Origin of the sequence: Streptomyces sp. NPDC097619 (genome assembly GCF_040302735.1) — a bacterium.
In the GTDB taxonomy this organism is placed as follows: domain Bacteria; phylum Actinomycetota; class Actinomycetes; order Streptomycetales; family Streptomycetaceae; genus Streptomyces.
The window spans coordinates 20,160-40,774 of the sequence record NZ_JBEOSD010000052.1 but is presented as its reverse complement, the minus strand read 5'-3'; the positions used below and the strand labels follow the sequence as shown (position 1 = coordinate 40,774).

The 20,615-nt window shown below is 70.6% G+C and carries 20 protein-coding genes and 3 pseudogenes; 8 read left to right on the top strand and 15 right to left on the bottom strand.

Features of this window, described 5'->3' with window-relative positions; genetic code table 11:
- Positions 1-3: 3 nt before the first annotated feature.
- From ABTZ17_RS16820 to ABTZ17_RS16770, 11 genes and pseudogenes are all read right to left on the bottom strand, one after another.
- Positions 4-885: a bifunctional DNA primase/polymerase gene (locus tag ABTZ17_RS16820; RefSeq protein ID WP_352196377.1), complete on the bottom strand. Its 882-nt coding sequence runs from the start codon at positions 883-885 to the stop codon at positions 4-6.
- 297 nt (positions 886-1,182) lie between these two features.
- Positions 1,183-3,327 (bottom strand): ATP-binding protein, encoded by a 2,145-nt coding sequence (locus tag ABTZ17_RS16815; RefSeq protein WP_352196376.1) that lies wholly within the window; start codon positions 3,325-3,327, stop codon positions 1,183-1,185.
- A gap of 390 nt (positions 3,328-3,717) precedes the next feature.
- Positions 3,718-4,113: pseudogene (locus ABTZ17_RS16810) on the bottom strand (NUDIX domain-containing protein); the annotation flags it as partial.
- 41 nt (positions 4,114-4,154) lie between these two features.
- Positions 4,155-4,373 (bottom strand): DUF6257 family protein, encoded by a 219-nt coding sequence (locus ABTZ17_RS16805; protein WP_352196375.1) that lies wholly within the window; start codon positions 4,371-4,373, stop codon positions 4,155-4,157.
- Positions 4,374-4,474: 101 nt separating this feature from the next.
- Positions 4,475-4,672, bottom strand: coding sequence for a hypothetical protein (locus tag ABTZ17_RS16800; RefSeq protein ID WP_352196374.1), 198 nt, complete (start codon positions 4,670-4,672; stop codon positions 4,475-4,477).
- A gap of 5 nt (positions 4,673-4,677) precedes the next feature.
- Complete coding sequence (locus ABTZ17_RS16795) at positions 4,678-5,064, bottom strand: DUF6251 family protein (protein WP_352196373.1); 387 nt, start codon at positions 5,062-5,064, stop codon at positions 4,678-4,680.
- The gene (locus ABTZ17_RS16790) at positions 5,061-5,315 is read right to left on the bottom strand and encodes a hypothetical protein (RefSeq protein WP_352196372.1); all 255 of its coding nucleotides are present in this window, start codon (positions 5,313-5,315) and stop codon (positions 5,061-5,063) included. The genes ABTZ17_RS16795 and ABTZ17_RS16790 overlap by 4 nt, the downstream gene beginning before the upstream one ends.
- A 63-nt stretch (positions 5,316-5,378) precedes the next feature.
- Positions 5,379-5,708: an RRQRL motif-containing zinc-binding protein gene (locus tag ABTZ17_RS16785; protein ID WP_352196371.1), complete on the bottom strand. Its 330-nt coding sequence runs from the start codon at positions 5,706-5,708 to the stop codon at positions 5,379-5,381.
- The gene (locus tag ABTZ17_RS16780; protein WP_502994705.1) at positions 5,705-6,547 is read right to left on the bottom strand and encodes a DUF2637 domain-containing protein; all 843 of its coding nucleotides are present in this window, start codon (positions 6,545-6,547) and stop codon (positions 5,705-5,707) included. Before ABTZ17_RS16780 ends, ABTZ17_RS16785 begins: the two co-directional genes overlap by 4 nt.
- 29 nt (positions 6,548-6,576) lie before the next feature.
- The gene (locus ABTZ17_RS16775; RefSeq protein ID WP_352196370.1) at positions 6,577-6,753 is read right to left on the bottom strand and encodes a hypothetical protein; all 177 of its coding nucleotides are present in this window, start codon (positions 6,751-6,753) and stop codon (positions 6,577-6,579) included.
- Positions 6,750-7,004, bottom strand: a complete 255-nt coding sequence (locus ABTZ17_RS16770) for a DUF6284 family protein (protein WP_352196369.1) — start codon at positions 7,002-7,004, stop codon at positions 6,750-6,752. The genes ABTZ17_RS16775 and ABTZ17_RS16770 overlap by 4 nt, the downstream gene beginning before the upstream one ends.
- A 423-nt stretch (positions 7,005-7,427) precedes the next feature.
- Between ABTZ17_RS16770 and ABTZ17_RS16765 the strand changes: the two genes are divergently transcribed.
- A complete protein-coding gene (locus tag ABTZ17_RS16765; RefSeq protein ID WP_352196368.1) occupies positions 7,428-8,270 on the top strand; it encodes a helix-turn-helix domain-containing protein in 843 nt (280 codons plus the stop codon).
- Position 8,271: 1 nt separating this feature from the next.
- A complete protein-coding gene (locus tag ABTZ17_RS16760) occupies positions 8,272-9,090 on the top strand; it encodes a hypothetical protein (RefSeq protein ID WP_352196367.1) in 819 nt (272 codons plus the stop codon).
- Here ABTZ17_RS16760 and ABTZ17_RS16755 read toward each other — a convergent pair.
- The gene (locus ABTZ17_RS16755; protein ID WP_352196366.1) at positions 9,087-9,746 is read right to left on the bottom strand and encodes a hypothetical protein; all 660 of its coding nucleotides are present in this window, start codon (positions 9,744-9,746) and stop codon (positions 9,087-9,089) included. The two genes, ABTZ17_RS16760 and ABTZ17_RS16755, sit on opposite strands and share 4 nt — an antisense overlap.
- A gap of 360 nt (positions 9,747-10,106) precedes the next feature.
- Between ABTZ17_RS16755 and ABTZ17_RS16750 the strand changes: the two genes are divergently transcribed.
- The 3 genes and pseudogenes from ABTZ17_RS16750 (at position 10,107) to ABTZ17_RS16745 (ending at position 14,102) form a co-directional block, all read left to right on the top strand.
- A complete protein-coding gene (locus ABTZ17_RS16750) occupies positions 10,107-10,751 on the top strand; it encodes a hypothetical protein (RefSeq protein ID WP_352196365.1) in 645 nt (214 codons plus the stop codon).
- Positions 10,752-10,897: 146 nt separating this feature from the next.
- Positions 10,898-10,984: pseudogene (locus tag ABTZ17_RS36915) on the top strand (glutamine synthetase); the annotation flags it as partial.
- Between the two features lie 127 nt (positions 10,985-11,111).
- A complete protein-coding gene (locus ABTZ17_RS16745; protein WP_352196364.1) occupies positions 11,112-14,102 on the top strand; it encodes a bifunctional [glutamine synthetase] adenylyltransferase/[glutamine synthetase]-adenylyl-L-tyrosine phosphorylase in 2,991 nt (996 codons plus the stop codon).
- Between the two features lie 48 nt (positions 14,103-14,150).
- Here ABTZ17_RS16745 and ABTZ17_RS16740 read toward each other — a convergent pair whose 3' ends face one another.
- The 3 genes and pseudogenes from ABTZ17_RS16740 to ABTZ17_RS36910 form a co-directional block, all read right to left on the bottom strand.
- Complete coding sequence (locus ABTZ17_RS16740; RefSeq protein WP_352196363.1) at positions 14,151-15,041, bottom strand: phosphatase PAP2 family protein; 891 nt, start codon at positions 15,039-15,041, stop codon at positions 14,151-14,153.
- 103 nt (positions 15,042-15,144) lie between these two features.
- Positions 15,145-16,167: a LacI family DNA-binding transcriptional regulator gene (locus tag ABTZ17_RS16735; protein ID WP_352196362.1), complete on the bottom strand. Its 1,023-nt coding sequence runs from the start codon at positions 16,165-16,167 to the stop codon at positions 15,145-15,147.
- A gap of 25 nt (positions 16,168-16,192) precedes the next feature.
- Positions 16,193-16,852: pseudogene (locus tag ABTZ17_RS36910) on the bottom strand (alpha-amylase family glycosyl hydrolase); the annotation flags it as partial.
- Between the two features lie 594 nt (positions 16,853-17,446).
- Here ABTZ17_RS36910 and ABTZ17_RS16725 point away from each other — a divergent pair.
- Genes ABTZ17_RS16725 through ABTZ17_RS16715 form a run of 3 tightly spaced genes read left to right on the top strand, consistent with a single transcriptional unit; the run spans position 17,447 to position 20,611 of the window.
- Positions 17,447-18,727, top strand: coding sequence for an extracellular solute-binding protein (locus ABTZ17_RS16725; protein WP_352196360.1), 1,281 nt, complete (start codon positions 17,447-17,449; stop codon positions 18,725-18,727).
- Positions 18,728-18,734: 7 nt separating this feature from the next.
- Entirely contained in the window at positions 18,735-19,763 is a 1,029-nt protein-coding gene (locus tag ABTZ17_RS16720) for a carbohydrate ABC transporter permease (protein ID WP_352196359.1), read from the top strand.
- A 2-nt stretch (positions 19,764-19,765) separates the two neighbouring features.
- Positions 19,766-20,611 (top strand): sugar ABC transporter permease, encoded by an 846-nt coding sequence (locus tag ABTZ17_RS16715; RefSeq protein ID WP_352196386.1) that lies wholly within the window; start codon positions 19,766-19,768, stop codon positions 20,609-20,611.
- Positions 20,612-20,615 lie beyond the last annotated feature (4 nt).

The window sequence follows — 20,615 nt, the reverse complement described above, 5'->3', positions numbered from 1 at the left end:
CGGTCACAGCCCCAGGGCGGTGACGGCGTTGGCCCACGCGTCCGTGCAGTGCCGCGGGGACTCGCCCCGGGCCTGCGCGGCGGCGAACAGCCGGGCCACGTGGCCGTCGGTGAGGCAGCCGCACCGGCCGTGGGCGGAGAGCACGGCGAGGAACATGCGGAACACCGTCGCGTGCACCCCGGACGGGGCACCGGTGATGCTCTGCACCGCCATGGCGATACCCCTCTCCAGGAACGCGGGGGTCCGGTGCGGGCACGGCCCGGCCGCGCCGGACGCCGGCACCCGGGGGACGACCGCCGGGTTCCGGACGGGGACCGGGACGGGCTCCTTCACCACGAGCGCCCGCACCACGTCGGGGAGGGGCTGCATGGTGCCGGTGCCGGGGTCGATCCAGCGGACGTACTGCATGACGGATTTGATGTCGACGCCCGGCCGGACCGCGTTGGCGGACTGCATCGCGCCCCGGTAGATCCAGTGCTCACCCCGGGTCGTCACCACCATCTTCGTGACCGGCAGGCTCTGCCTGGCCCAGGCGATCGCGACCGCGTCGTCCAGGTCCACCACGGTCAGTCCGGCGCCGCCCGGGTGGTAGGCCACGGCCGCGGCCTGGGCCCACGGGCGGGCCCAGGCGGGGGAGGTGAGGACGGTCGGGTCGGTGGTGGCGGCGGCCCAGCCGTGGCACGGCCGCGCACACACGCAGGGCCCGGCCGACTTCATGGTGGGCCGGTCCCCGCACGCGGAGCGGGTGCAGTCGGGGCAGTTGCCCACGGGCCGCTTGCCCTCCCGCAAGGGGAGGACGGGCAGGCCGACTTCGGCGAGCCAGAGGGCGGTTCGTAGGGGGCCGTCGGGTCGGGGGTGTCGCGGGTTCGGGGCGTGGTGGTGCATTCTGGGGTCTCCAGTCGTTGTGAGCGTGCTGGATGAGAGCGGCCCCGGTCATTGGCGTGAAGGGGGCCGCTTTCGGCTTTCCGAGCGGGGTGAAGCGGAACCGGTCCCCCTCGGTGGTGAGGGAGGTCCGGGCACCCCCTGCGGGAGGGGGTGGGGTGGGGGTTTCGGGGGTCTGACCTGGGATGCCTCCCTGTCTCCCTGTCGGTCGATCCGCGCAGGTCAGGTGCAGGGAGGCCGGGCAGGGAGGGGTTGAGGGAGTTCTCCCTGTCTCCCTGCCCCTGCGGGGTGTCGGTCCCGCTAGTCGGCGGCGGAAGCGGAATCGGTGTCGGGTCGGTTGGCGAGGACTCGGGCGAGGCGTTCGCGGTGGATGGTCATGCGGCCGTCGGACTTGTACGGTTCGGCGCCGGTCCCTTCCAGGACTTCCTTCAGGTCCGCGAAGGACCAGTCCCCATATGCCTGCTCGTTGAGTGCGGCGAGGCGCTTGAGCACGTCGTGGGTGAGGACGCGGGGGCTGTCTCCGAGGACGGCGAGGATGTCGGCCAGGGGATCCGTGGTCGGGCCGGTGTCGGTGTGGGTGCGGGTGGTGACCCCGGCCCGGCGGGTCTTCGCCCGGTCCGCGACCGCGGCGGCCTGGTCGGTGTCGATGTAGTGGGTGCGGACGGTGATGGACGCCTGCCCGGCGGGAATCTTGATGCCGTCGGAGGCGACCACGACGGTGCCCTTGTCCAGGCCCTGCCGCAGCAGGTGCGGGGCGGCGCCGCCGTCGACCGCCTTGTCCCCCAACGCCATGCGGGCCTGTGACTCCGTGCCCAGCACCAGGGACACCCGGGTGTGGGCACCCTCCCGGACCAGCTTCGGCAGGTTCTGATCGGTCGGGTCCTGGGTGCCCTCCCACAACAGCACGTCGACCGCGCGGCCCTGGTTGTGAATCTTGCGGACGGCCATGAAGTAGCGGCTGGTGGCCTTCGACCCGCCAAATGGCCGCTTGTCCTCTCCGACGGCCGGGCACATGAACGCGACCTGGGCTTCGTCCACGATCCCGACCAGCGGCGTGAACACGGTCCCCGCGGGTGCCTGGATCCGGCGTTCCATCTCCGCCACGAGCCCTTCGACCATCAGCGTGGCTTCGATGACGTGCTCATCGGTCGGGCCCTGGATCAGGGTGGTGGCCAGGCCGTCGAACATGCCCCAGTCCCCGACACCCTTCAGGTCCGCGATCCGGAACTCCACCGTCGGGTCCAGGGCCAGGTAGAGGGCGAGGGCGCGCAGGGCGGCGGTCTTGCCCTGGTTGGACAGGCCGGTGATCAGGAGCATCCGCTGGTACAGGCTCATGACGGCTGCGTCGCCGCGCAGGTCCTGGCCCCAGGGGGCGCGGCCGGTCTTGTAGTTGGCCGTGGCCGTCTCGTCCGTGACCAGGGGGGACGGGCCGATCGGCTCGTCCAACGCGCCGGAGTCGGCGATCCACAGCCGGACGGTGCGGGCGGCGGGGGCGAGGGTGGGGAACAGCTCGTGTTCGTGGCGGCCCAGGTTCTCCGCGAGCTTGCGGCGCCGCCCCGTCACCTCCGCCGTCGACACCCCCGACGGCAAGGTCACGTCGACTTCGACGCCGCATCCGGCGATGCGGATCGGGCCCAGCATCCCGGCCCCCGCATCGCCCATCTCCTTGATGGCGTTGCGCAGCGGCGCGATGCCGAGGTCCCGCAGCGCGGTGACCACGATCGACGGGGTGATGGGGGCCCCGGCGTCGTCGCGGTGCTGGGCGGGCAGCGCCCACGCGGGTGCGGCCTGGCGTTGGCGGCCCAGGCCCCACAGCGCGGCCAGCACCGCCCACGGCCCGACCGTGACCAACGGCCCCCACACCACCGTCGCGGCCACGGTGACCCATCGGATCAGTTCCACGGCCGCGGTGAGGGGGCCGAGGATGTCGGCGGGGTCCTCGTTGGCTATGGCCAGGATGATGCCCAGCCCCAGCAGCCCGCCGATCGAGACGCCGAGGGCGTAGAGGGCGTTGCGGGCCACGTCCTGGGGGGCCTTGATGAGGTCCATGCGGCGGCGGTGCCGGTCGGCGCGGAAGCGGTGAAGGCGGTCCTCCCACTCCTTGGCCTCCTCCCAGTTCCCGGACGCTTCCGCCGCCCGGATCATCCGCTGATACCGCGACCCCGAACGCCCGTCCCACGCCCGACGAAACGCGATCCGGGCGCCGCCGAACACGTAGAGGCCGTTGCAGGCGAGCATCCGCGCCACGGACTTCGTCCGGTCTGCCGTCACGGCGGCGGCCATGGCCCGGCACGTGGACTTCAGCACCCGGATCGACCGGGCGGTCAGGGTCGGGCCGGGGGTGGGCGGGGCGAGGGTGAGCGGCGGCCCGGCGGGGTCCGGGGCCGGGATGGTGCCAGGGTCAGGGACGGGGGTCTTGAAGAGGGGGACGACGTTTTCCGTCATGCTGGGGTCTCCTGCGTGCTCGATGAGGGTGTGCAGGGCGTTGGGACCCGGGGCGGCCGCGCTTCTTTGGCGAGACGGGGCGGCCGCCCCGGGGCACAGCTAGGTGCGGTTGATGGGGCGGCGCCAGGCGTAGGGCGGCAGGGCGGCGGCAGCGGTGGTCGTGCGGGTGGTGGCGCCGTCGGAGGCGCCGGGCAGGGCGTGGATGTGGGCGTCGGTCAGGCTGGCGAGCATCCGTGCGGCGTGGTGTTCGCAGCCGTCGGCTCGGGTTCCGTGCTGGTCCACGACGGTCACGGCGGCCGGGCCGGTGCAGGGGCTGGGGTCGCTGGGGTGCGCGGCCGGGCAACGGCCGTTGTCGGTCGCCGCCGTGACCGGGCAGGCGTGGTGCTGGCGGGCGGCGTGGACGATCGCGTCGTGGTCGAACGCGAGCGGTCCGGGGGCGTTCAGCGGCAGCCAGCGCACGGCCACCGCGTCGTCCCCGGCGCGGGCGGTGGTGTGGTCGGGGACGGTGACCAGGTAGGCGGCGCTCACGTACCGGCCGCGGGGGTCGCGGTCGGGGCGGTCGAACACGCCGATCAGGGTCAACTCGTCCTCGCTCACGCGGACGCCGGTCTCTTCCAGCAGTTCGCGTACGGCCGCGGTGCGGGACGTCTCCCCGGGGTCGACGTGACCGCCCGGCAGGGCGAACATGCCCTGGTGCGGGGCCCAGCCACGCTCGATCGACAGGACGTCGCCGCCCCGCAGGCACACGACGTCGGCGGTGTAGCGGATCGTCTCGATCTCGGTCATCGGGTTCCTTCGCAGAAGTACGGGCGGGAGGCGGCGGGGAGTTACCTGCGGCGCTTGTCGGCGTCCTGGGAGGCGCGCTTCTCGCGCTCGCGGGCGCCGTCGACGATCCGGTCGAAGCGGCGCTCCAGGTCGCTCTGGTAGATGTCCGGACCTGCCAGGTGACGCTTCGCCATTCGCGCCGTCAGCCACGTGAGCCGGGCGACTTCCTTCGCGGTGAACTGCGGGTCCCGGTCCTTGCTCTTGCTGTCGTGCCTGTCCATGAGGGGGCTCCTTCCGGGGCCGGGCTGTCCGGCTCCCCTCACCACCCCGACCCCCGCACCGCCATGGCGGCGGGGCGGGCCCGGGGTGGATCGGGGAGCCGTCAGGCGGCGGCGGTCTTGCGGAGTTCGTGGCCGTGGCAGAGAACCGGCCCTATGAGCCAGCCGACCTGATCGACGGTCCACCGGCGGTCGGTGAGCGGGCCCGGAGGGGCCGCGTCCACGATGCGGCCGGTCCGCCCGACGGCCCGCGGGTCATCCGCACAGGCCACGATCAGCACCGTGTCACCAGCGGAGAACATGCCGCTCACCTGCGCTTCCGGGCTTTGGCGATGTTCTTCGCGGCGGTGGCGCCGTCGGGTCCGCCGACGGCCTTGACGACCGTGTGGACACCCCAGCCCAGGCCGACCGCGAGGAACGCGAGCATCGCCAGGTTCGCGGCGATCGCGGTGAGCGCGGCGACCAGGAGGGGGCCGAAGTAGACCCCGGCCGCCACCGCCCCCGCCCCGACACCGGAGCCGAGTGCGATCCGCTGAACGGTCCGGTCCGGCGGTGCCTGGTGGATGTGCTGATGCACCACCTGCGGACCACCGAACCCGGCGGGCAAGTGATCGCCGTAGACGTGAGTACCGTCGGGCAGTTGCACTACCCCGGCGGCGGTCGGGGGCCGGACGGGTTCGGGCAGGTGGCTCATGCCTCCACCACCGCCGTGGGGCGGGGCAGGGCCCGGCACCGCTCCGCGTGCCGCTGGGCCCAGTCCAGCAGGACCCCCGTCACGCCGTACTCGCCGGTGTGGGAGCTGTGGCAGCCCTGGCAGACCGCCTCCGCCCGCCGCTCATCCGCCGGAGGCTCCACCACATCCACCGTGGCGCCGCCGACGTTCAGGAACCGGTACTTCACATCGCGCGGCCACACGGCCGCCGCGCTGCTGGTGATGCTGTTCATGGAAGGACTCCGATCAGTGGGTTGTCAGGTGGCCGCGAACAGGGCGGCCAGGGTTGGGGCGGTTCAGATGCCGGCAGGGTCGGCGCAGGGCACGCACGTCCCGAGCGAGGTGGGGATGACGTATCCGGCGTCGCGGCGGCAGGTGGGGCAGGTGCGGCGGGCCAGCATCGCCAGCGCGAGGGCTCCCCACCGACGGGAGGTCATCGGCCGGACCGGGACCGCGAGGTCGATCCGGTAGAGGTAGGCGACCAGGGGACCCCGCCCGCGGCGGGGGCGTTCGAGCTGGGCCACCACGTCCTGCCCGCCCGGCCGTAACCCGACGGCACGAAGCTGACGACGCGTGGCCAGACCATCCGGCGCCAGACGCCACCGGTAGACGGGCAGGGTGCTCACGACGCACTCACCGCCGCCCGCTCCGCCCGCAGCGTCTCCCGCAGCAGTCGGGCCTTCGCGGGCGACGTGCGAACCGCCCGCCGGATCCCCTCCGCCGTCAACTCCTCGACCGACCAACCGGCCGTGGCCGACCGAGCCTCATCCAGAAGCTGTTCCGGGGTGCGGACCGGTCGGGGCGATCGAGCCGCTTCGGGCACCCGACCGGTCGCCCGACGCGGCGCCGACTGCTCCGCCGCCACCACAGCCACCACCCGAGCAGGCACCGACGCGACCACCGGCTCCACCGGGGCCGACGGCAGCTCCGCGGGTGCCTCTTCCACGATCGGTTCGACCACAGCAGGCGGGGCGACCGAGGCAGGTGCGGGGGCGGGTTCCTCCAGCTCAGAGGTAGACCGATTCAAGATGGTCTCAGAGGATTCATCCTGATTCGTGTCCGGGATGGGTCGGTGGTGCAGGACCATGGCCACGAGGTCGGAGCCGAAGTAGATCGAGCCGACCGGCAACGACGTGGCCAGCAGCACGAGAGCCCAGTTCGCCGGATCCCACGAGGACAGTCGACCCCAGTCGACCGCCGCCCCGTGCAGCTCCGGCACCAGACCGTGCACGTAGTTCAGCACCAGCGAAGCGACCGTGTACGTCCCCAGCACGCGGAGGGCGAACCGGCGATCGTCACCGGTCAGCGTCAGGGCCGCGACCAGGGCGAGGGCCATGAGGCCGTCGACCACGATCGGGTACAACACCGCCGCCACCGGATCCGCCCCCGTCGCCGCAGCCACGTCCCGCAACGCGTTCCACGACACCCGGAACGCCATCAGCACGACCGCGACCAAGGCAGCCACCAGGAGCACCTTCGCGGAACCCTGGGCCTTCACCGTCGACCACCCGCCCAGGCCAGCCAGCCGACCACCTGGACCGCCATGCCGACCGCTCCGAGCACCCGCCGCCGGTCCCAGCCGAACCCGTACACCGCGACCACCGCGACGACCATCAGGAGCAGTCCGAACAGGACCAGCACGGGAACGCCGCACTCACCGCGGCCGTTCACGCGGCGCCGCCCGAGGCCCGGTTCCCCGCCGCCGCACGCGCCGCGAGCAGCTTCCGGTACGCCCGCCGGACCCGCCGCCCGTCGAACTCCGACGGGTCCCGGTCCAACAGCACGATCAACGCGTCCAGTAACTCCACGTCCGCCGCGATCACCGGCATCTCCGCCTCGATCACGGCCAACTCCGCATCGGTCGGCTCCAGATCGACCGGCAGACGGGTAACACCACTCTGAAGTGCAACGATGAAAACCATCGGGTCTTGCTCCTCTCACACAGGAACGGGACCGAACAGCAGCCCCGGCGTCCTACCGCCGGGGCTGCGCTCGTTACGACTGACCTCTCGATACGCACGAGCGGCCACGGCACCCCGACACCACACGGGTGTCGGAGACCGTGAGCACTGGTGCTCACCGCGAGGCAACGGCCCCGCGGAAGTTCTGTCGTTCAGGACCCATCGACCACCCGTGTGCAGGTGGCTGGGCCAGCACTCTCTTCAGTTCTCAAGGAGCACGTGCAGGGTCGATCTGTGCAGGTCAGAGCACGCTTAGCCCTCCCAAGCGGCTATTGCTTAGGGGGTCTATGCGCCGACCTGATAGCCAAGGTAGGCAGTCCCGCCATGGCCGTCAAGCCCCTCTAGCGATATGGTTGCTAGACCCCCTAGGCGCGGAGGATGGAAGTGCACGAGGAGATGCAGCGGGTGGCCCAGGTTGCGGCCCCCGTCGAGCGTGCGAAGGCTGCGAGCGTCCTGATGACGGACTACTCGGGACGGGTGACCGAGCTAGCGCGCATCCGCCGTGAGGCGATCGAGGAAGCCGCTGCTGGTGGTATGTCGCAGTCGGAGATCGCGGCCCATCTGGGAGTCAGCCGCGGACGCGTCGGACAGCTGGCGAGCCAGGGGCCGCCGCCTGAGCGAGCCTTCTTCGGTACGGACATGGTGACCGTGTCACTCGGCGGCAAGTACGAGGCCGGTAAGGCCTCGGAGGACATGCGGGAGGTCGTCGCGCGTGAAGACCTCGACAACTTCGACCACCTCAGGAAGTTGCTGGCCACCTTGAAGCTGGATTCGAAGTACGAGGTGATCCCGCCCACGGGGATCGTGAACCTCAACAGGGACAACCACGTTGTGGTGTGCGGACCTCGGCTATCGCCGATCATCGCTCAGGTCCTTGAAGGTGACGACCACCTCCGTTTCCAGAAGGACCGCGCTTGGCACCTGATGGATCTGAAGACGCAGGAGGTGTACCGATCCCCGATGGATGAAGACGGCTCGGCCGCCGATTACGGCTACCTCGCGAGGCTGCCGCGGCTGGATGGCAAGGGCACCTTCATCTACATCGCGGGCATCCATGCGATTGGTGCCAATGGGGTCGTCCATTACCTCGAAAATAACCTGGCAGATCTCTATCGCGATGTTCGAACCCGCCGGTTCTCGACTCTGATCTCATGCCGCTATGACCCCAAGACGCTTGAGGTTATCGAGAGCGAGCGAGTTTCCCCGATCTACCGACACGAGGCATGACATGTACGTCAGCGTTGCAACCGAGCCGGGCGGGGTCGCCCCCAATGAGGACTGGGTGGCTGGAACCTCGAACCTTGCTATCGTGCTCGACGGGCTGAGTACCGCTGGTCTTGACACCGGCTGCCGTCACGGAGTCCCCTGGTACGTTGCCAAACTCGGCGGCCACCTGATTGCGGCATTGGCGGAACCTAGTCGGCCTCTTGTCGATGGGCTGGCCGATGCTCTTGAAAGAGTTGCGCAGTCGCATCGGGAATGCGACCTAAAAAATCCAGGCACGCCGTCGGCCACCGTGGCCATCCTCCGTGAGGGGATGAAGGAATTCGAGCACCTAGTTCTTGCCGACTCGCCAATTGTTTTGGAGACTCGAACGGGAATCACTGTCCTGACGGATCTGCGCGTGGATGGCGTATGTCAAGAACTGCGTGCCGATACAGAGAAATTCGAAACGGGTACCCCGGAGCATCAAGCGAGTGTAGCCAAGTTGGTGGCCGCTCAACGCGAAATCCGCAACACGGATGAGGGGTACTGGGTCGCTGGCTCCATGTCGGAGGCGGCCTATCACGCCTTTGCGGGCTCAGTGGATACCTCTGCCGTCCTGTCGGCGGCCGTCCTTTCGGATGGTGCCGCGCGCCTCGTCACGGAATATCAGACAGAAACGTGGGAAGCGCTAATTGGCCGACTGCGCGCAGCGGGTCCGTCTGCTCTCATCCGTGCAGTTAGAGCGGTTGAGGCTACGGACCCGCACGGCAGGCGATGGCCACGCTACAAGTCGGGGGATGATGCGGCTGTCGCCTTTTGCCAACCCGCATCAGTCGGCTAGGTGTCGCCAGTCTCTTCGGCGCTTGATGGAGGGCCGAAGCGCTTATCCCATTCTGAGCCTGCTGCGTCACCCGCCACGCGAGCAGCGTCCAATGCGCCAGCTCCGAGAATCGCAAGAACTTCCATTCCTGCGGGGATCACGATTATCGCGTGGCAGGCCAGGGAGAAGACTAGAAGTCGAATGAACCAGACGAACAAGGCACGCTGCATGTGGGGTGGGAGGTCAACTATGGCCCCACTGATGTCTGAAAAAGCTGCTTCGATCTCCTCTACAAGTTCATCGGGGATTTCTTCGATCGTGCCTGAATTGTTCAGGCAATCTTCGGCCTCGTCAAGGTTTTCGGCTGCTTCCAGCGCCTCGGTCGCCAAGTCAATAATTTCGGAAGGGAACCGACTTTCGAGAAGTGGGCGCAGAATTGAAGCCCGCTCGACCGTGGATCGTTGAGATGCTGCAAGGGCGGCGGCATAGGTAATGTGAACGTTGGTTGGAATCGGAGTGCGGGAGGCGTGACGTGCAGCGCTTGCAGCAGTTTGGAGCATGCTGATTCCGAAGACTCTTTGTTGCTGCTGAAATTCGGCTAGACTGGCTATGGCGGAGGCGTTTTGAGTGTTCTGTGCCATCGCCAGCCGGGACAGTTTCTCAACGGCCTGGGCCATGGGGCCAACTGCGGCCGACCGCCGTGCCAGTTCGGCGCCCGCCAACCTGTGCGCAGTGAGCGCGTGACTCGCCAGGGCTGCACGAAAAGCGGATTGCCAACTAAGAGGCGCCGAGGCCAGTGCATCCATGTAGGCAGAGGGTGGCTGCCTATCCGTGGGCTCGGCTGGTTCGGGCTCAGGAGCGTCTTCGGGCATGCCGTGAGATTAGAGCCTGGAGGAGTCCCACGTCGACGGATCCAGCTGTTCCCCTGAGCGGTTGGTGGGGGCGGAGAGATCTCCATTCCCTGCAATTCGGGACCAATGGGTCCAGTTGAGTCGTTCACGCTTCGGCCCATCGCCGGGTCGAACATCATGGAGCCCATGTCCTACTTCCACTTGGCAATGGGCGCTACGGCGACGGTCGTTGTTGCGGCTGCGGCGGCAGTCGGGGGTGCTGTAGTGGGCGCCGCCGGAACCATGCTGGCGGCCAGGTTCGCGAAGCAGGGCGCGATCGGTGCTGCCGCGCAATCTGGTGCTGACGCGTACGGGAAGGCGGTGCGCGAGACCAGGCTGGATGCCTGCAATGGCTTCGCCACGTCGGTTCGTGCCGTGATCAGTGGGTGTCAGGACATGGCCAACGTAGTCAAGGCGTACAACCTCGCGTTTGGTACGAGCGCTCGCGATCCACTGCCTACGGAGGCGGACATCCTGGCCCTTGTTGAGACGATGGGAGACGCGGCTGTTCGAGTGCGCATCGCAGGGCCCAAGCTCGTGGCGGAGGCTGCGGACGGAGTCTTGGCCAAGTGCCGAGACATGGTGACGGCGCTCGGCGAGTACTTGAACATGACGGCGAACAGTCCCATGCCAATCGACAACCCAGAGTTTCCAATCGTGATCATGAGTGATAGGCCGATCGTCCGGCACGCCGAGGTTCAGACGGCTTTGGCCTTTGCTGCTGACTCCCTGGCCCGGTTCCTCGACACTGCGCGCGATCACTTGGACGATTGGAACGGCAGGGCCGCCTAGCGTGGTGGCAGCGCCCGGTGCCGGGCCGTCTGTGGGCCGTCAGACGGCGGCCGACGGAAGCCAAGGACGACCAAAGTCGGCGGGTTCCGGGCCCGTCCTGCCTGGGATTTCGGCGCCACGCTTGTGACTGTGCTGGTCAGCCCAAGTTCCTCCGCAACAAGAAGCAGGAGTGGGAGGAGTACCGCTCGGAGGTCACGGCCTTCGAACTCCGCAAGAACCTCCCGGTGCTGTAGTCGCAGGCCGGACCACGCCCCGCCGCGCGTCGGCGGGCGGCGGGGGTGTCGGGGCACGGGATAGGCTCGGGGGCCGGAGCGGGCGTGGCCGGGCGGGCCGGCGGCGCGTGGAACGGGAGGCGGCGGGATGACGGTCCCCGGACGCAGGAGCAGCACCTCGATCAGGCTGCTGCGGCACGGGTTCACCGACCCCACCGCGGCGGCCCGGCTCCTGGAGGTACCCGAGCTGGCCCCGGTGCGCAGCGACCCCGTGCTCCTCGACGCCCTCGGCGCGACCGCCGACCCCGACCTCGCCCTCCGCGGGCTGGTCCGGCTCGCCGAGGCCCAGGCCCCGGACGGCGACGGCACCCTGCTGACCACCCTGGTCACCGCCAAACCCCTGCGCGATCGGCTCCTCGGCGTGCTCGGCGCCTCCGAGGCCCTCGCCGACCACCTCGCCCGCCACCCCGACGACTGGCAGGCCCTCGTCACCTACGAGGCCGCCGACCTGCACCCCGGGGTCGAGGAGTTCGAACGCGGACTGGCCGGGGCCGACGACCCCGTCTCCCTCCGCGTGGCCTACCGCCGCTGCCTGCTCTCCATCGCCGCCCGCGACGTCTGCGGCACCACCGACGTGGCCCAGGCCGCCGCCGAGCTCGCCGACCTCGCCACCGCCACCCTCCGCGCCGCCCTGCGCATCGCCTGCGCCGCCGCCCCCGACGACGCGGCGAAGGCCCGCCTCGCCGTGATCGCCATGGGCAAGTGCGGCGGCCACGAGCTGAACTACGTCTCCGACGTGGACGTCATCTTCGTCGCGGAGGCCGCCGCCGGCGCCGAGGAGGCCCCCGCCCTCCAGGCCGCCACCCGGCTGGCCTCCCACCTCATGCGGATCTGCTCCGACACCACCGTCGAGGGCACCATCTGGCCGGTGGACGCCAACCTGCGGCCCGAGGGCCGCAACGGCCCCCTGGTCCGCACCCTCTCCTCCCACCTCGCCTACTACCAGCGCTGGGCCAAGACCTGGGAATTCCAGGCCCTCCTGAAGGCCCGCGCGGTCGCCGGCGACACCGAGCTGGGCGCCGCCTACACCGCCGCCATAGCGCCCCTGGTCTGGCAGGCCGCCGAACGCGAGAACTTCGTCGCCGACGTCCAGAAGATGCGCCGCCGCGTCGTCGACAACATCCCCGCCGCGGAGGTCGATCGCGAGCTGAAGCTCGGCCCCGGCGGACTCCGCGACGTCGAGTTCGCCGTCCAGCTCCTCCAGCTCGTGCACGGCCGCAGCGACGCCGGCCTGCACTCCGGAACCACCCTCGACGCCCTGCACGCCCTCGCCGCCGGCGGCTACGTGGGCCGTACCGACGCCGCCCAGCTCGGCGACGCCTACCGCTTCCTGCGCGCCATGGAGCACCGCATCCAGCTGTACCGGCTGCGCCGCACCCACCTGGTGCCCGAGGACGAGGCCGACCTGCGGCGCCTGGGCCGCTCCCTCGGCCTGCGCACCGAGCCGGTCGTCGAACTGCAGAAGGCGTGGCGCCGGCACGCCTCCGTGGTCCGCCGCCTCCACGAGAAGCTGTTCTACCGGCCCCTCCTCGACGCCGTGGCCCAGCTCGCCCCCGGCGAGATCCGCCTCTCCCCGCGCGCCGCCGGGCAGCGCCTGGAGGCCCTCGGGTACGCCGATCCCGCCTCGGCCCTGCGCCACCTGGAGGCCCTGGCCTCCGGAGTCACCCGCAAGGCCGCGATCCAGCGGACCCTGCTGCCCGTCCTCCTCGGCTGGTTCGCGGACTCCGCCGACCCCGACGCCGGACTCCTCAACTTCCGCAAGGTCTCCGACGCCCTCGGAAAGACCCCCTGGTACCTGCGGCTGCTCCGCGACGAGGGCGCCGCCGCCGAGAACCTGGCCCGGGTGCTGTCCGCCGGCCGGCTCGCCCCCGACCTGCTGATGCGCGCCCCCGAGGCCGTGGCCCTGCTCGGCGACCCCGGCGGCCTGGAACCCCGCGGCCACGAGGCCCTCGAACAGGAGGTCCTCGCCGCCGTCGGCCGCGCCGACACCGCCGAAGCGGGCGTGGCCGCCGCCCGCGGGGTCCGCCGCCGCGAGCTCTTCCGGACCTGCGCCGCCGACATCATCGCCACCTACGGCACCGAGGACAGCCCCGCCGAGGAGGACCCGGCCGCCCTCGTGGACCGGGTCGGCACCGCCGTCTCCGAGCTGACCGCCGCCACCCTCGCCGGAGCCCTGCGGGCCGCCGTCCGCAGCCAGTGGGGCGACACCCTGCCCACCCGGTTCGCCGTCATCGGCATGGGCCGCTTCGGCGGACACGAGCTGTCCTACGGCTCCGACGCCGACGTCCTCTTCGTCCACGAACCCCGTGAGGGCGTGGACGAGCAGGAGGCCGCCAAGGCCGCCCAGGCCGTCATCGCCGAGATGCGCCGGCTCCTCCAGCTGCCCACCGCCGACCCGCCCCTCCTCATCGACGCCGACCTGCGCCCCGAAGGCCGCAGCGGCCCCCTGGTGCGCACCCTCGCCTCCTACGCCGCCTACTACAAGCGGTGGTCGCTGGTGTGGGAGAGCCAGGCCCTGCTGCGGGCCGAGCCCGTGGCCGGGGACGAGGACCTCGCACGCCGCTTCATCGAGCTGGTCGACCCGCTGCGCTACCCGGTGGAGGGCCTCGGCGAGGACGCCGTCCGCGAGATCCGCCGGCTCAAGGCCCGCATGGAGACCGAACGACTGCCCCGCGGCGCCGACCCGACCCTCCACACGAAACTGGGCCGCGGCGGCCTCAGCGACGTGGAGTGGACGGTGCAGCTGCTCCAGCTCCGCCACGGCTGGGTCGAACCGGGCCTGCGCACCACCCGCACCCGGCCCGCCCTGGCCGCGGCCACCGCGGCGGGTCTGCTGCCCGTGGAGGAGGCCCGGATCCTGGACGAGGCGTGGGTCCTGGCCACCCGGGTCCGCAACGCCGTGATGCTGGTGCGCGGCCGGGCCGGGGACACCTTTCCCACCGAGGCCCGCGAGCTGGCGGCCGTGGGGCGTTACCTGGGCTACGGGCCGGGCCGGGCCGGCGAGATGCTGGACGACTACCGCAGGGTCACCCGCCGGGCCCGCGCCGTCGTCGACGAGCTCTTCTACGCGGACCGCTAGGACGCACCCGGCGGGGCGGGGCGGGGAGGAGCGGGGAACGGCGCGGGGTCAGCCCCGCGCCCCCCGCAGCCGGGACAGCAGCACGGCCGTGGCCGAGGGCCCGGCCGGGCCCTCCGGCAGCTTCGGCAGGTGCTGCGGAAGCGCCCCGTACCAGAGGCGCGACACGGTGTAGCCGAAGGCCAGGCACATCATGCCGCCGACGGCGTCCAGCCAGAAGTGGTTGGCCGTGGCCACGATGACCACCAGCGTGGCCGCCGGGTACAGCAGGCCCAGCACCCGTGCCCACGGCACCGAGGCCAGGGCGAAGATGGTCAGCCCGCACCACAGGGACCAGCCGATGTGCATGGAAGGCATGGCGGCGTACTGGTTCGACATGTTCTTCAGGTCCCCGGAGGCCATCGAGCCCCAGGTCTGGTGGACCAGCACGGTGTCGATGAAGTTCTCGCCGGTCATCAGGCGGGGCGGGGCCAGCGGGTAGCAGTAGTAGCCGACGAGGGCCACGCCGGTGGTCGCGAACAGCACCAGCCGTGTCGCCGCGTAACGGCCCGGCTGCGTACGGTAGACCCAGACGAGCACGCCGATGGTCACGATGAAGTGCAGCGTGGCGTAGTAGTAGTTCATACCCACGATCAGCCAGGTCACGGAGTCCACGGCGTGGTTGACCGTCTTCTCGACCGCGATGCCCAGCTGGTGTTCGGTGCGCCAGATCCAGTCGGCGTTCCGCAGGGCCTGTTCCTTCTGCTCGGGAACGGCGTTGCGGATGAGCGAGTACGTCCAGTAGCTGACGGCGATCAGCAGGATCTCGAACCAGAGCCGGGGGCGCCGCGGGGCCCGCAGTCGCTGCAGGCGGGTACGCGCGGGGCCCGGCCGGGCTTCGCTCACCGTGGGTGACAAAGTATCCGTCCGGGTTTCCGGTGCCTTCACGCTCGCTTCACCCATAGGGAGAGAGTCTGCCAGATGCCTTTCCTGCCCCGATCATCCCTCGGGACGGTCTTGGCCGCAGCCCGTCCGCCCTGCGGAGGACCCCCACCGGGGGACCGGCTCAGGGTCGACCCGGACCGGAGGCGGTGGAGCCGCGCACCACCAGCTCGGGGTGGAAGACGAACTCGCTGTGCGGGGCCGGCGTACCCCCGATCTCCTCCAGCAACGTGCGCACCGCGGCCTGGCCCATGGCCTGGACGGGCTGCCGGATGGTGGTCAGCGGCGGGTCGGTGAACGCTATCAACGGGGAGTCGTCGAAGCCGACCACGGAGACGTCCTGGGGGACCCGCAGGCCCTGCCGCCGGGCGGCCCGGATCGCGCCGAGCGCCATCATGTCGCTGGCGCACACCACGGCCGTGCAGCCGCGGGAGATGAGGGCGTCGGCCGCGGCCTGTCCGCCCTCCAGCGTGTACAGAGAGTGCTGGACCAGTTCCTCGGCCTGCTCGGCGTCGAGTCCGAGGTGGTCCCGGACGGCGGTCCGGAAGCCCTCGATCTTGCGGAGCACCGGCACGAACCGCTTGGGGCCGACGGCCAGCCCGATGCGGGTGTGGCCGAGGGCGGTGAGGTGGGTGACGGCCAACTGCATCGCGGCCCGGTCGTCGGGGGAGACGAAGGGGGCCTGCACCTTGGGGGAGAAGCCGTTGATGAGGACGAAGGGGACGCCCTGGCCGCGGAGTTGGTCGTAGCGGGTCATGTCGGCGGTGATGTCCGCGTGCAGCCCGGAGACGAAGATGATCCCGGAGACCCCGCGGTCCACGAGCATCTCGGTCAGTTCGTCCTCGGTGGAGCCGCCGGGGGTCTGGGTGGCGAGGACGGGGGTGTACCCCTGCCGGGTGAGGGCCTGTCCGATGACCTGGGCCAGCGCCGGGAAGATGGGGTTGTCCAGCTCGGGGGTTATCAGTCCGACCAGTCCGGCGCTGCGCCGGCGGAGCCGTACGGGGCGCTCGTACCCCAGCACGTCGAGTGCTGCGAGCACGGATTCACGGGTGGCCGCGGCCACACCGGGCTTGCCGTTGAGCACGCGGCTGACTGTGGCTTCGCTGACCCCCGCCTGTGCTGCGATGTCGGCCAGCCTCGCGGTCATGGGATTGGACTGTACCGGTCTCATGTCAGATTGCCCACCAGGTGCAGGAACCGCCGGGAATGAGGACAGACCGCCCGGCAGGGTCCACGGGCGCGCTCGACAGGACGGGCCGGCCCGGCACCGGCATCTCCACGGGGGCGTCCCGGGTGCTCGCGGTGCAGACGAACCCGGGTCGGGCGAAGGCGAGCACCCCCTCGGGGGCGGGCAGCCACTCCGGTCCGTCCCCGGCGCCGAGTCCGGGCAGGGCCCGGCGCAGTTCCAGGGCGGCGCGGTAGAGCTCCAGGGTGGAGTGCGGGTCGCCGGTCTGCGCCGCGACCGTGAGCCCGTCCCGGTCCCCGTCCCCGCCCCGGCCCCGGTCCGCGGCCCGGGGCGTCGGCCCGGGCCCGCCCGCGTTCCCGGGGTGCCGTCCGGACCAGGGCATCGGGGACCGGCAGGGGTCGCGCGGCGCGCCCGGCGGGCCGGCGGTCTCCGGCAGGCCCAGCTCCTCCCCTTGGTAGAGGTGCGCGGATCCCGGCAGGCCGAGGAGGAGCAGGGCTGCGGCCCGGGCCCGCCGCAGGCTGCCGGCCCGGGTGCGGTGGCGGGGCGCGTCGTGGTGCGAGAGGACCCAGGTGGCGCTCGTACCGGCCTCGGCGGCCGCGGTCAGGGACTTCTCCACCGTCCCGCGCAGGGCCTCCGCCTCCCACGGGCAGTCCAGGGGGCCCGCGTCGAAGTCCGGGTCGCCGCCGGGTCCGGCGAGGACGAGGATCCCGAGCCGGTGCGCGGCCCGGACCAGCTCCCCGGTGTCGGCCGGATGCGCGGCGGAGGGGGTCGGTCCCGGGCGTCCGGCCCCGGCGGAGGTGTGGCAGGAGGTGAGTCGGAGGGCGTCCACGCCGAGCCGGGCCAGGTGCGGCAGCCGGGCGCGGAGCCCGCGCAGGTCGCCGGTGCCGTCCCCGTCGCCGTCCGCGAAGGAGGGGACGCAGACCTGGTAGACCACGGCGTCCGACCGCCGGCCCGGGGCGCCCTCCGGCCGACGGCCCGTCACGTTGCTGGAAGGTCTTGCAAGGTGGTCGGCGGCCGGCTCGTGGGTCATATGGGGTCAACGCGGCGGTACCGCCCCGGGTTGCGGGCCCGGCGGCTCGAACAAACAGCAAGCTGCGGCAACCGTATGGACACACGGATGTAACGATCGACCTTCCTTGCAGAAATTTGCCGCAAGGTCTTTCCGACCGGTTGCGGCCTTGTTAGGTTCCTGGCAACTCGGGACCGCGACGGGGCGGACGGGATCACTCAAGGAGTTCACATGCGGCGTGGCATAGCGTCCACCGCGCTGGTCGCGGCCCTTGCGCTCGCGGTTTCGGCGTGCGGCGGCGGCGACGGCAACGACGGCGGCAGCGGTGACAAGAAGGCGGGCGGCGAGCTCTCCGGCACCGTGACCTGGTGGGACACGTCCAACGACGCCGAGAAGGCCACCTTCCAGAAGATCGCCGAGGCGTTCACCGCGAAGCACCCGAAGGTCACCGTCAAGTACGTCAACGTCCCGTACGGCGACGCCCAGAACAAGGTGAAGAACGCCTTCAGCAGCGGCGCCGACGCCCCCGACGTCATCCGCGCCGACGTCGGCTGGGTGGCCGACTTCGCCTCCCTCGGCTACCTGGACAAGGTCCCCGCCGAGACCGCCAAGAAGGTCGACTCCGAGTTCCTGGCCCAGGCCGCCGCCTCCGGCAAGTTCGAGGGCGCGACCTACGCCGTCCCGCAGGTCATCGACACCATGGGCCTCTTCTACAACAAGAAGATCCTCAAGGACGCCGGGGTCGAGGCCCCGACCTCCCTGGAGGAGCTCAAGACCGCCGCCGCCGCCATCAAGAAGAAGACCGGCAAGTCCGGCCTCTACCTGCGCGGCGACGACTCCTACTGGTTCCTCCCCCTCATCTACGGCGAGGGCGGCGACCTCGTCGACGCGAAGAACAAGACCGTCACCGTCGACGCCCCCGCCGGCGTCAAGGCCTTCAAGGCCGCCCGCGACCTGGTCACCTCCGGCGCCGCGATCACCAACGCCACCGACGGCTGGAACAACATGCAGACCGCCTTCAAGTCGGGCAAGGTCGCCATGATGATCAACGGCCCCTGGGCCGTGGCCGACGCCTACGCCGGCGACCAGTTCAAGGACAAGACCAACCTCGGCATCGCCGCCGTCCCCGCCGGCTCCGCCGGCCAGGGCGCCCCGCAGGGCGGCCACGACCTCGCCGTCTACGCCGGCTCCAAGAACCGCGACGCCGCCCACGCCTTCGTGGAGTACATGACCTCCCAGGACGTGCAGGTGCAGTCCGCCAAGGAGCTCAGCCTGCTGCCCACCCGCACCGCTGCCTACGAGGTCCCGGAGGTGAAGGGCAACGAGATGGTCCAGTTCTTCAAGCCCGCCGTGGACAAGGCCGTCGAGCGCGCCTGGATCCCGGAGAACGGCAGCCTCTTCGCCCCCCTCCAGGTCCAGTACACCAAGGCCGTGACCGGCTCCTCCTCCCCGGAGGACGCGGCCGAGGCGGCGGGCGCCGAGTTCCGCAAGATCCTCAAGGGCTGGAAGTAACACGACCATGGCTGCTCACACCAGCCAGTCGGTGGCGAAGGCCGCGGGCGAGGAGGACCTCGCCCGCGGCCGTAGCCGCAGGACCGGCAGCAAGGCCCCGGGCACCTCCAGGCCCGGCCTCGGCCAGACCCTCGCCAAGCACTGGTACGCCTGGGCCATGGTGGCCCCCGTCGTCCTCGTCCTCGGCGTCATCATCGGCTGGCCCCTGGTCCGCGGCGTCTACCTGTCACTGACCGACGCCAACGAACGCAACGTCGCCCGCACCATCGGCGTCAACGAGATCGAGGCCACCTACTCCTTCGTCGGCCTCGACAACTACACGGCCGTCATCAGTGACCCGATCTTCCTCCAGCGGCTGGTGTGGACCGTCATCTGGACCGTGGCCTGCGTGAGCATCACCTTCACGCTCGGCCTCGCCCTCGCCACCATGCTCAACCGGAACTTCCGCGGACGCTCCGCCTACCGGATGGCCCTCATCCTGCCGTGGGCCGTCCCCGGCTTCGTCTCCGTCTTCGCCTGGCGGTTCCTCTTCAACCGCGACAACGGCATCCTCAACAAGCTCCTCGAAGGCGGCGGCATCGCCGCCGTGCCCTGGCTGGACGACCCCACCTGGGCCAAGCTCTCCGTCATCGCCGTCAACGTCTGGCTCGGCGTCCCCTTCATGATGGTCGCCCTCCTCGGCGGCCTCCAGTCCATCCCCGGCGAGCTCTACGAAGCCGCCGAAATGGACGGCGCGAGCCCCTGGCAGCGCTTCCGGCACATCACCCTGCCCGGACTGCGCACCGTCAGCATGACCGTGATCCTGCTCTCCACCATCTGGACCTTCAACATGTTCCCGGTGATCTTCCTGCTCACCCGGGGCGGCCCCGGCGACGCCACCGAGATCCTGGTGACCCAGGCCTTCCGCGAAGCCTTCGTGGAATCCCCCCGCGACTTCGCGGGCTCCGCCACCTGGGGCGTGCTCATCCTCGCCCTGCTCATGATCTTCGCGCTGGTCTACCGGCGCGCACTGCGCAAGCAAGGAGAGGTGTGGTGACCATGGCCACCGCCGTACGCAAGCGCGGAGAACGCGGCCCGCTCGCCTCCTTCGGCCTGCACGCCACCCTCGTCGTCGCCTCCGTCATCGCCGTCTTCCCGGTCCTGTGGGTGCTCCTCACCTCCCTCAAGCCCGCCAAGGACGCCATCACCACGGACTTCGTCAAGGACCCCACCCTCGACAACTACCGCTACCTCGTGGAGTCCACCTCCTTCTTCACCTGGTTCGGCAACTCCGTCCTCGTCGCCGCCGTCACCACCGTCCTCGGCGTGTTCATCGCCGCCACCACCGGCTACGCCGTCAGCCGCTTCAAGTTCCCCGGCATGAAGCCCCTGATGTGGACCCTGCTGGTGACGCAGATGTTCCCGATGGCCATCCTCATCGTCCCGCTCTACAACCTCATGGGACAGCTCGGCCTGCTCAACCAGCCCGTCGGCCTGATCATCACCTACCTCACCATCGCGGTCCCCTTCTGCGCCTGGATGATGAAGGGCTTCTTCGACACCATCCCCGTCGAGATCGACGAATCCGGCCGCGTCGACGGACTCAACCCCTTCGGCACCTTCTGGCGACTGATCCTCCCCCTCGCCAAGCCCGGACTCGCCGTTACCGGCTTCTACTCCTTCATCACCGCCTGGGGCGAAGTCGCCTACGCCTCCGCCTTCATGGTCGGCGAGGACAACCTCACCCTCGCCGGCGGACTCCAGACCTTCGTCACCCAGTACACGGCCAACTGGGGCCCGATGACGGCCGCCTCCGTCCTCATCGCCATCCCCGCCGCCGCCTTCTTCCTCTTCGCCCAGCGGCACCTCGTCGCGGGCATGACCGCGGGCGCCACCAAGGGCTGACCAC

Coding starts and splice junctions, on each gene's coding strand:
- ABTZ17_RS16760 (WP_352196367.1), top strand. CDS start 8,272: ATGTACGTCAGCGTTGCAACCGAGCCGGGCGGGGTCGCCCCCAATGAG.
- ABTZ17_RS16735 (WP_352196362.1), bottom strand. CDS start 16,167: ATGACCGCGAGGCTGGCCGACATCGCAGCACAGGCGGGGGTCAGCGAA.
- ABTZ17_RS16805 (WP_352196375.1), bottom strand. CDS start 4,373: ATGGACAGGCACGACAGCAAGAGCAAGGACCGGGACCCGCAGTTCACC.
- ABTZ17_RS16740 (WP_352196363.1), bottom strand. CDS start 15,041: ATGGGTGAAGCGAGCGTGAAGGCACCGGAAACCCGGACGGATACTTTG.
- ABTZ17_RS16725 (WP_352196360.1), top strand. CDS start 17,447: ATGCGGCGTGGCATAGCGTCCACCGCGCTGGTCGCGGCCCTTGCGCTC.
- ABTZ17_RS16720 (WP_352196359.1), top strand. CDS start 18,735: ATGGCTGCTCACACCAGCCAGTCGGTGGCGAAGGCCGCGGGCGAGGAG.
- ABTZ17_RS16770 (WP_352196369.1), bottom strand. CDS start 7,004: ATGGTTTTCATCGTTGCACTTCAGAGTGGTGTTACCCGTCTGCCGGTC.
- ABTZ17_RS16800 (WP_352196374.1), bottom strand. CDS start 4,672: ATGTTCTCCGCTGGTGACACGGTGCTGATCGTGGCCTGTGCGGATGAC.
- ABTZ17_RS16755 (WP_352196366.1), bottom strand. CDS start 9,746: ATGGCCCAGGCCGTTGAGAAACTGTCCCGGCTGGCGATGGCACAGAAC.
- ABTZ17_RS16790 (WP_352196372.1), bottom strand. CDS start 5,315: ATGAACAGCATCACCAGCAGCGCGGCGGCCGTGTGGCCGCGCGATGTG.
- ABTZ17_RS16750 (WP_352196365.1), top strand. CDS start 10,107: ATGTCCTACTTCCACTTGGCAATGGGCGCTACGGCGACGGTCGTTGTT.
- ABTZ17_RS16815 (WP_352196376.1), bottom strand. CDS start 3,327: ATGACGGAAAACGTCGTCCCCCTCTTCAAGACCCCCGTCCCTGACCCT.
- ABTZ17_RS16745 (WP_352196364.1), top strand. CDS start 11,112: ATGACGGTCCCCGGACGCAGGAGCAGCACCTCGATCAGGCTGCTGCGG.
- ABTZ17_RS16795 (WP_352196373.1), bottom strand. CDS start 5,064: ATGAGCCACCTGCCCGAACCCGTCCGGCCCCCGACCGCCGCCGGGGTA.
- ABTZ17_RS16715 (WP_352196386.1), top strand. CDS start 19,766: ATGGCCACCGCCGTACGCAAGCGCGGAGAACGCGGCCCGCTCGCCTCC.
- ABTZ17_RS16820 (WP_352196377.1), bottom strand. CDS start 885: ATGCACCACCACGCCCCGAACCCGCGACACCCCCGACCCGACGGCCCC.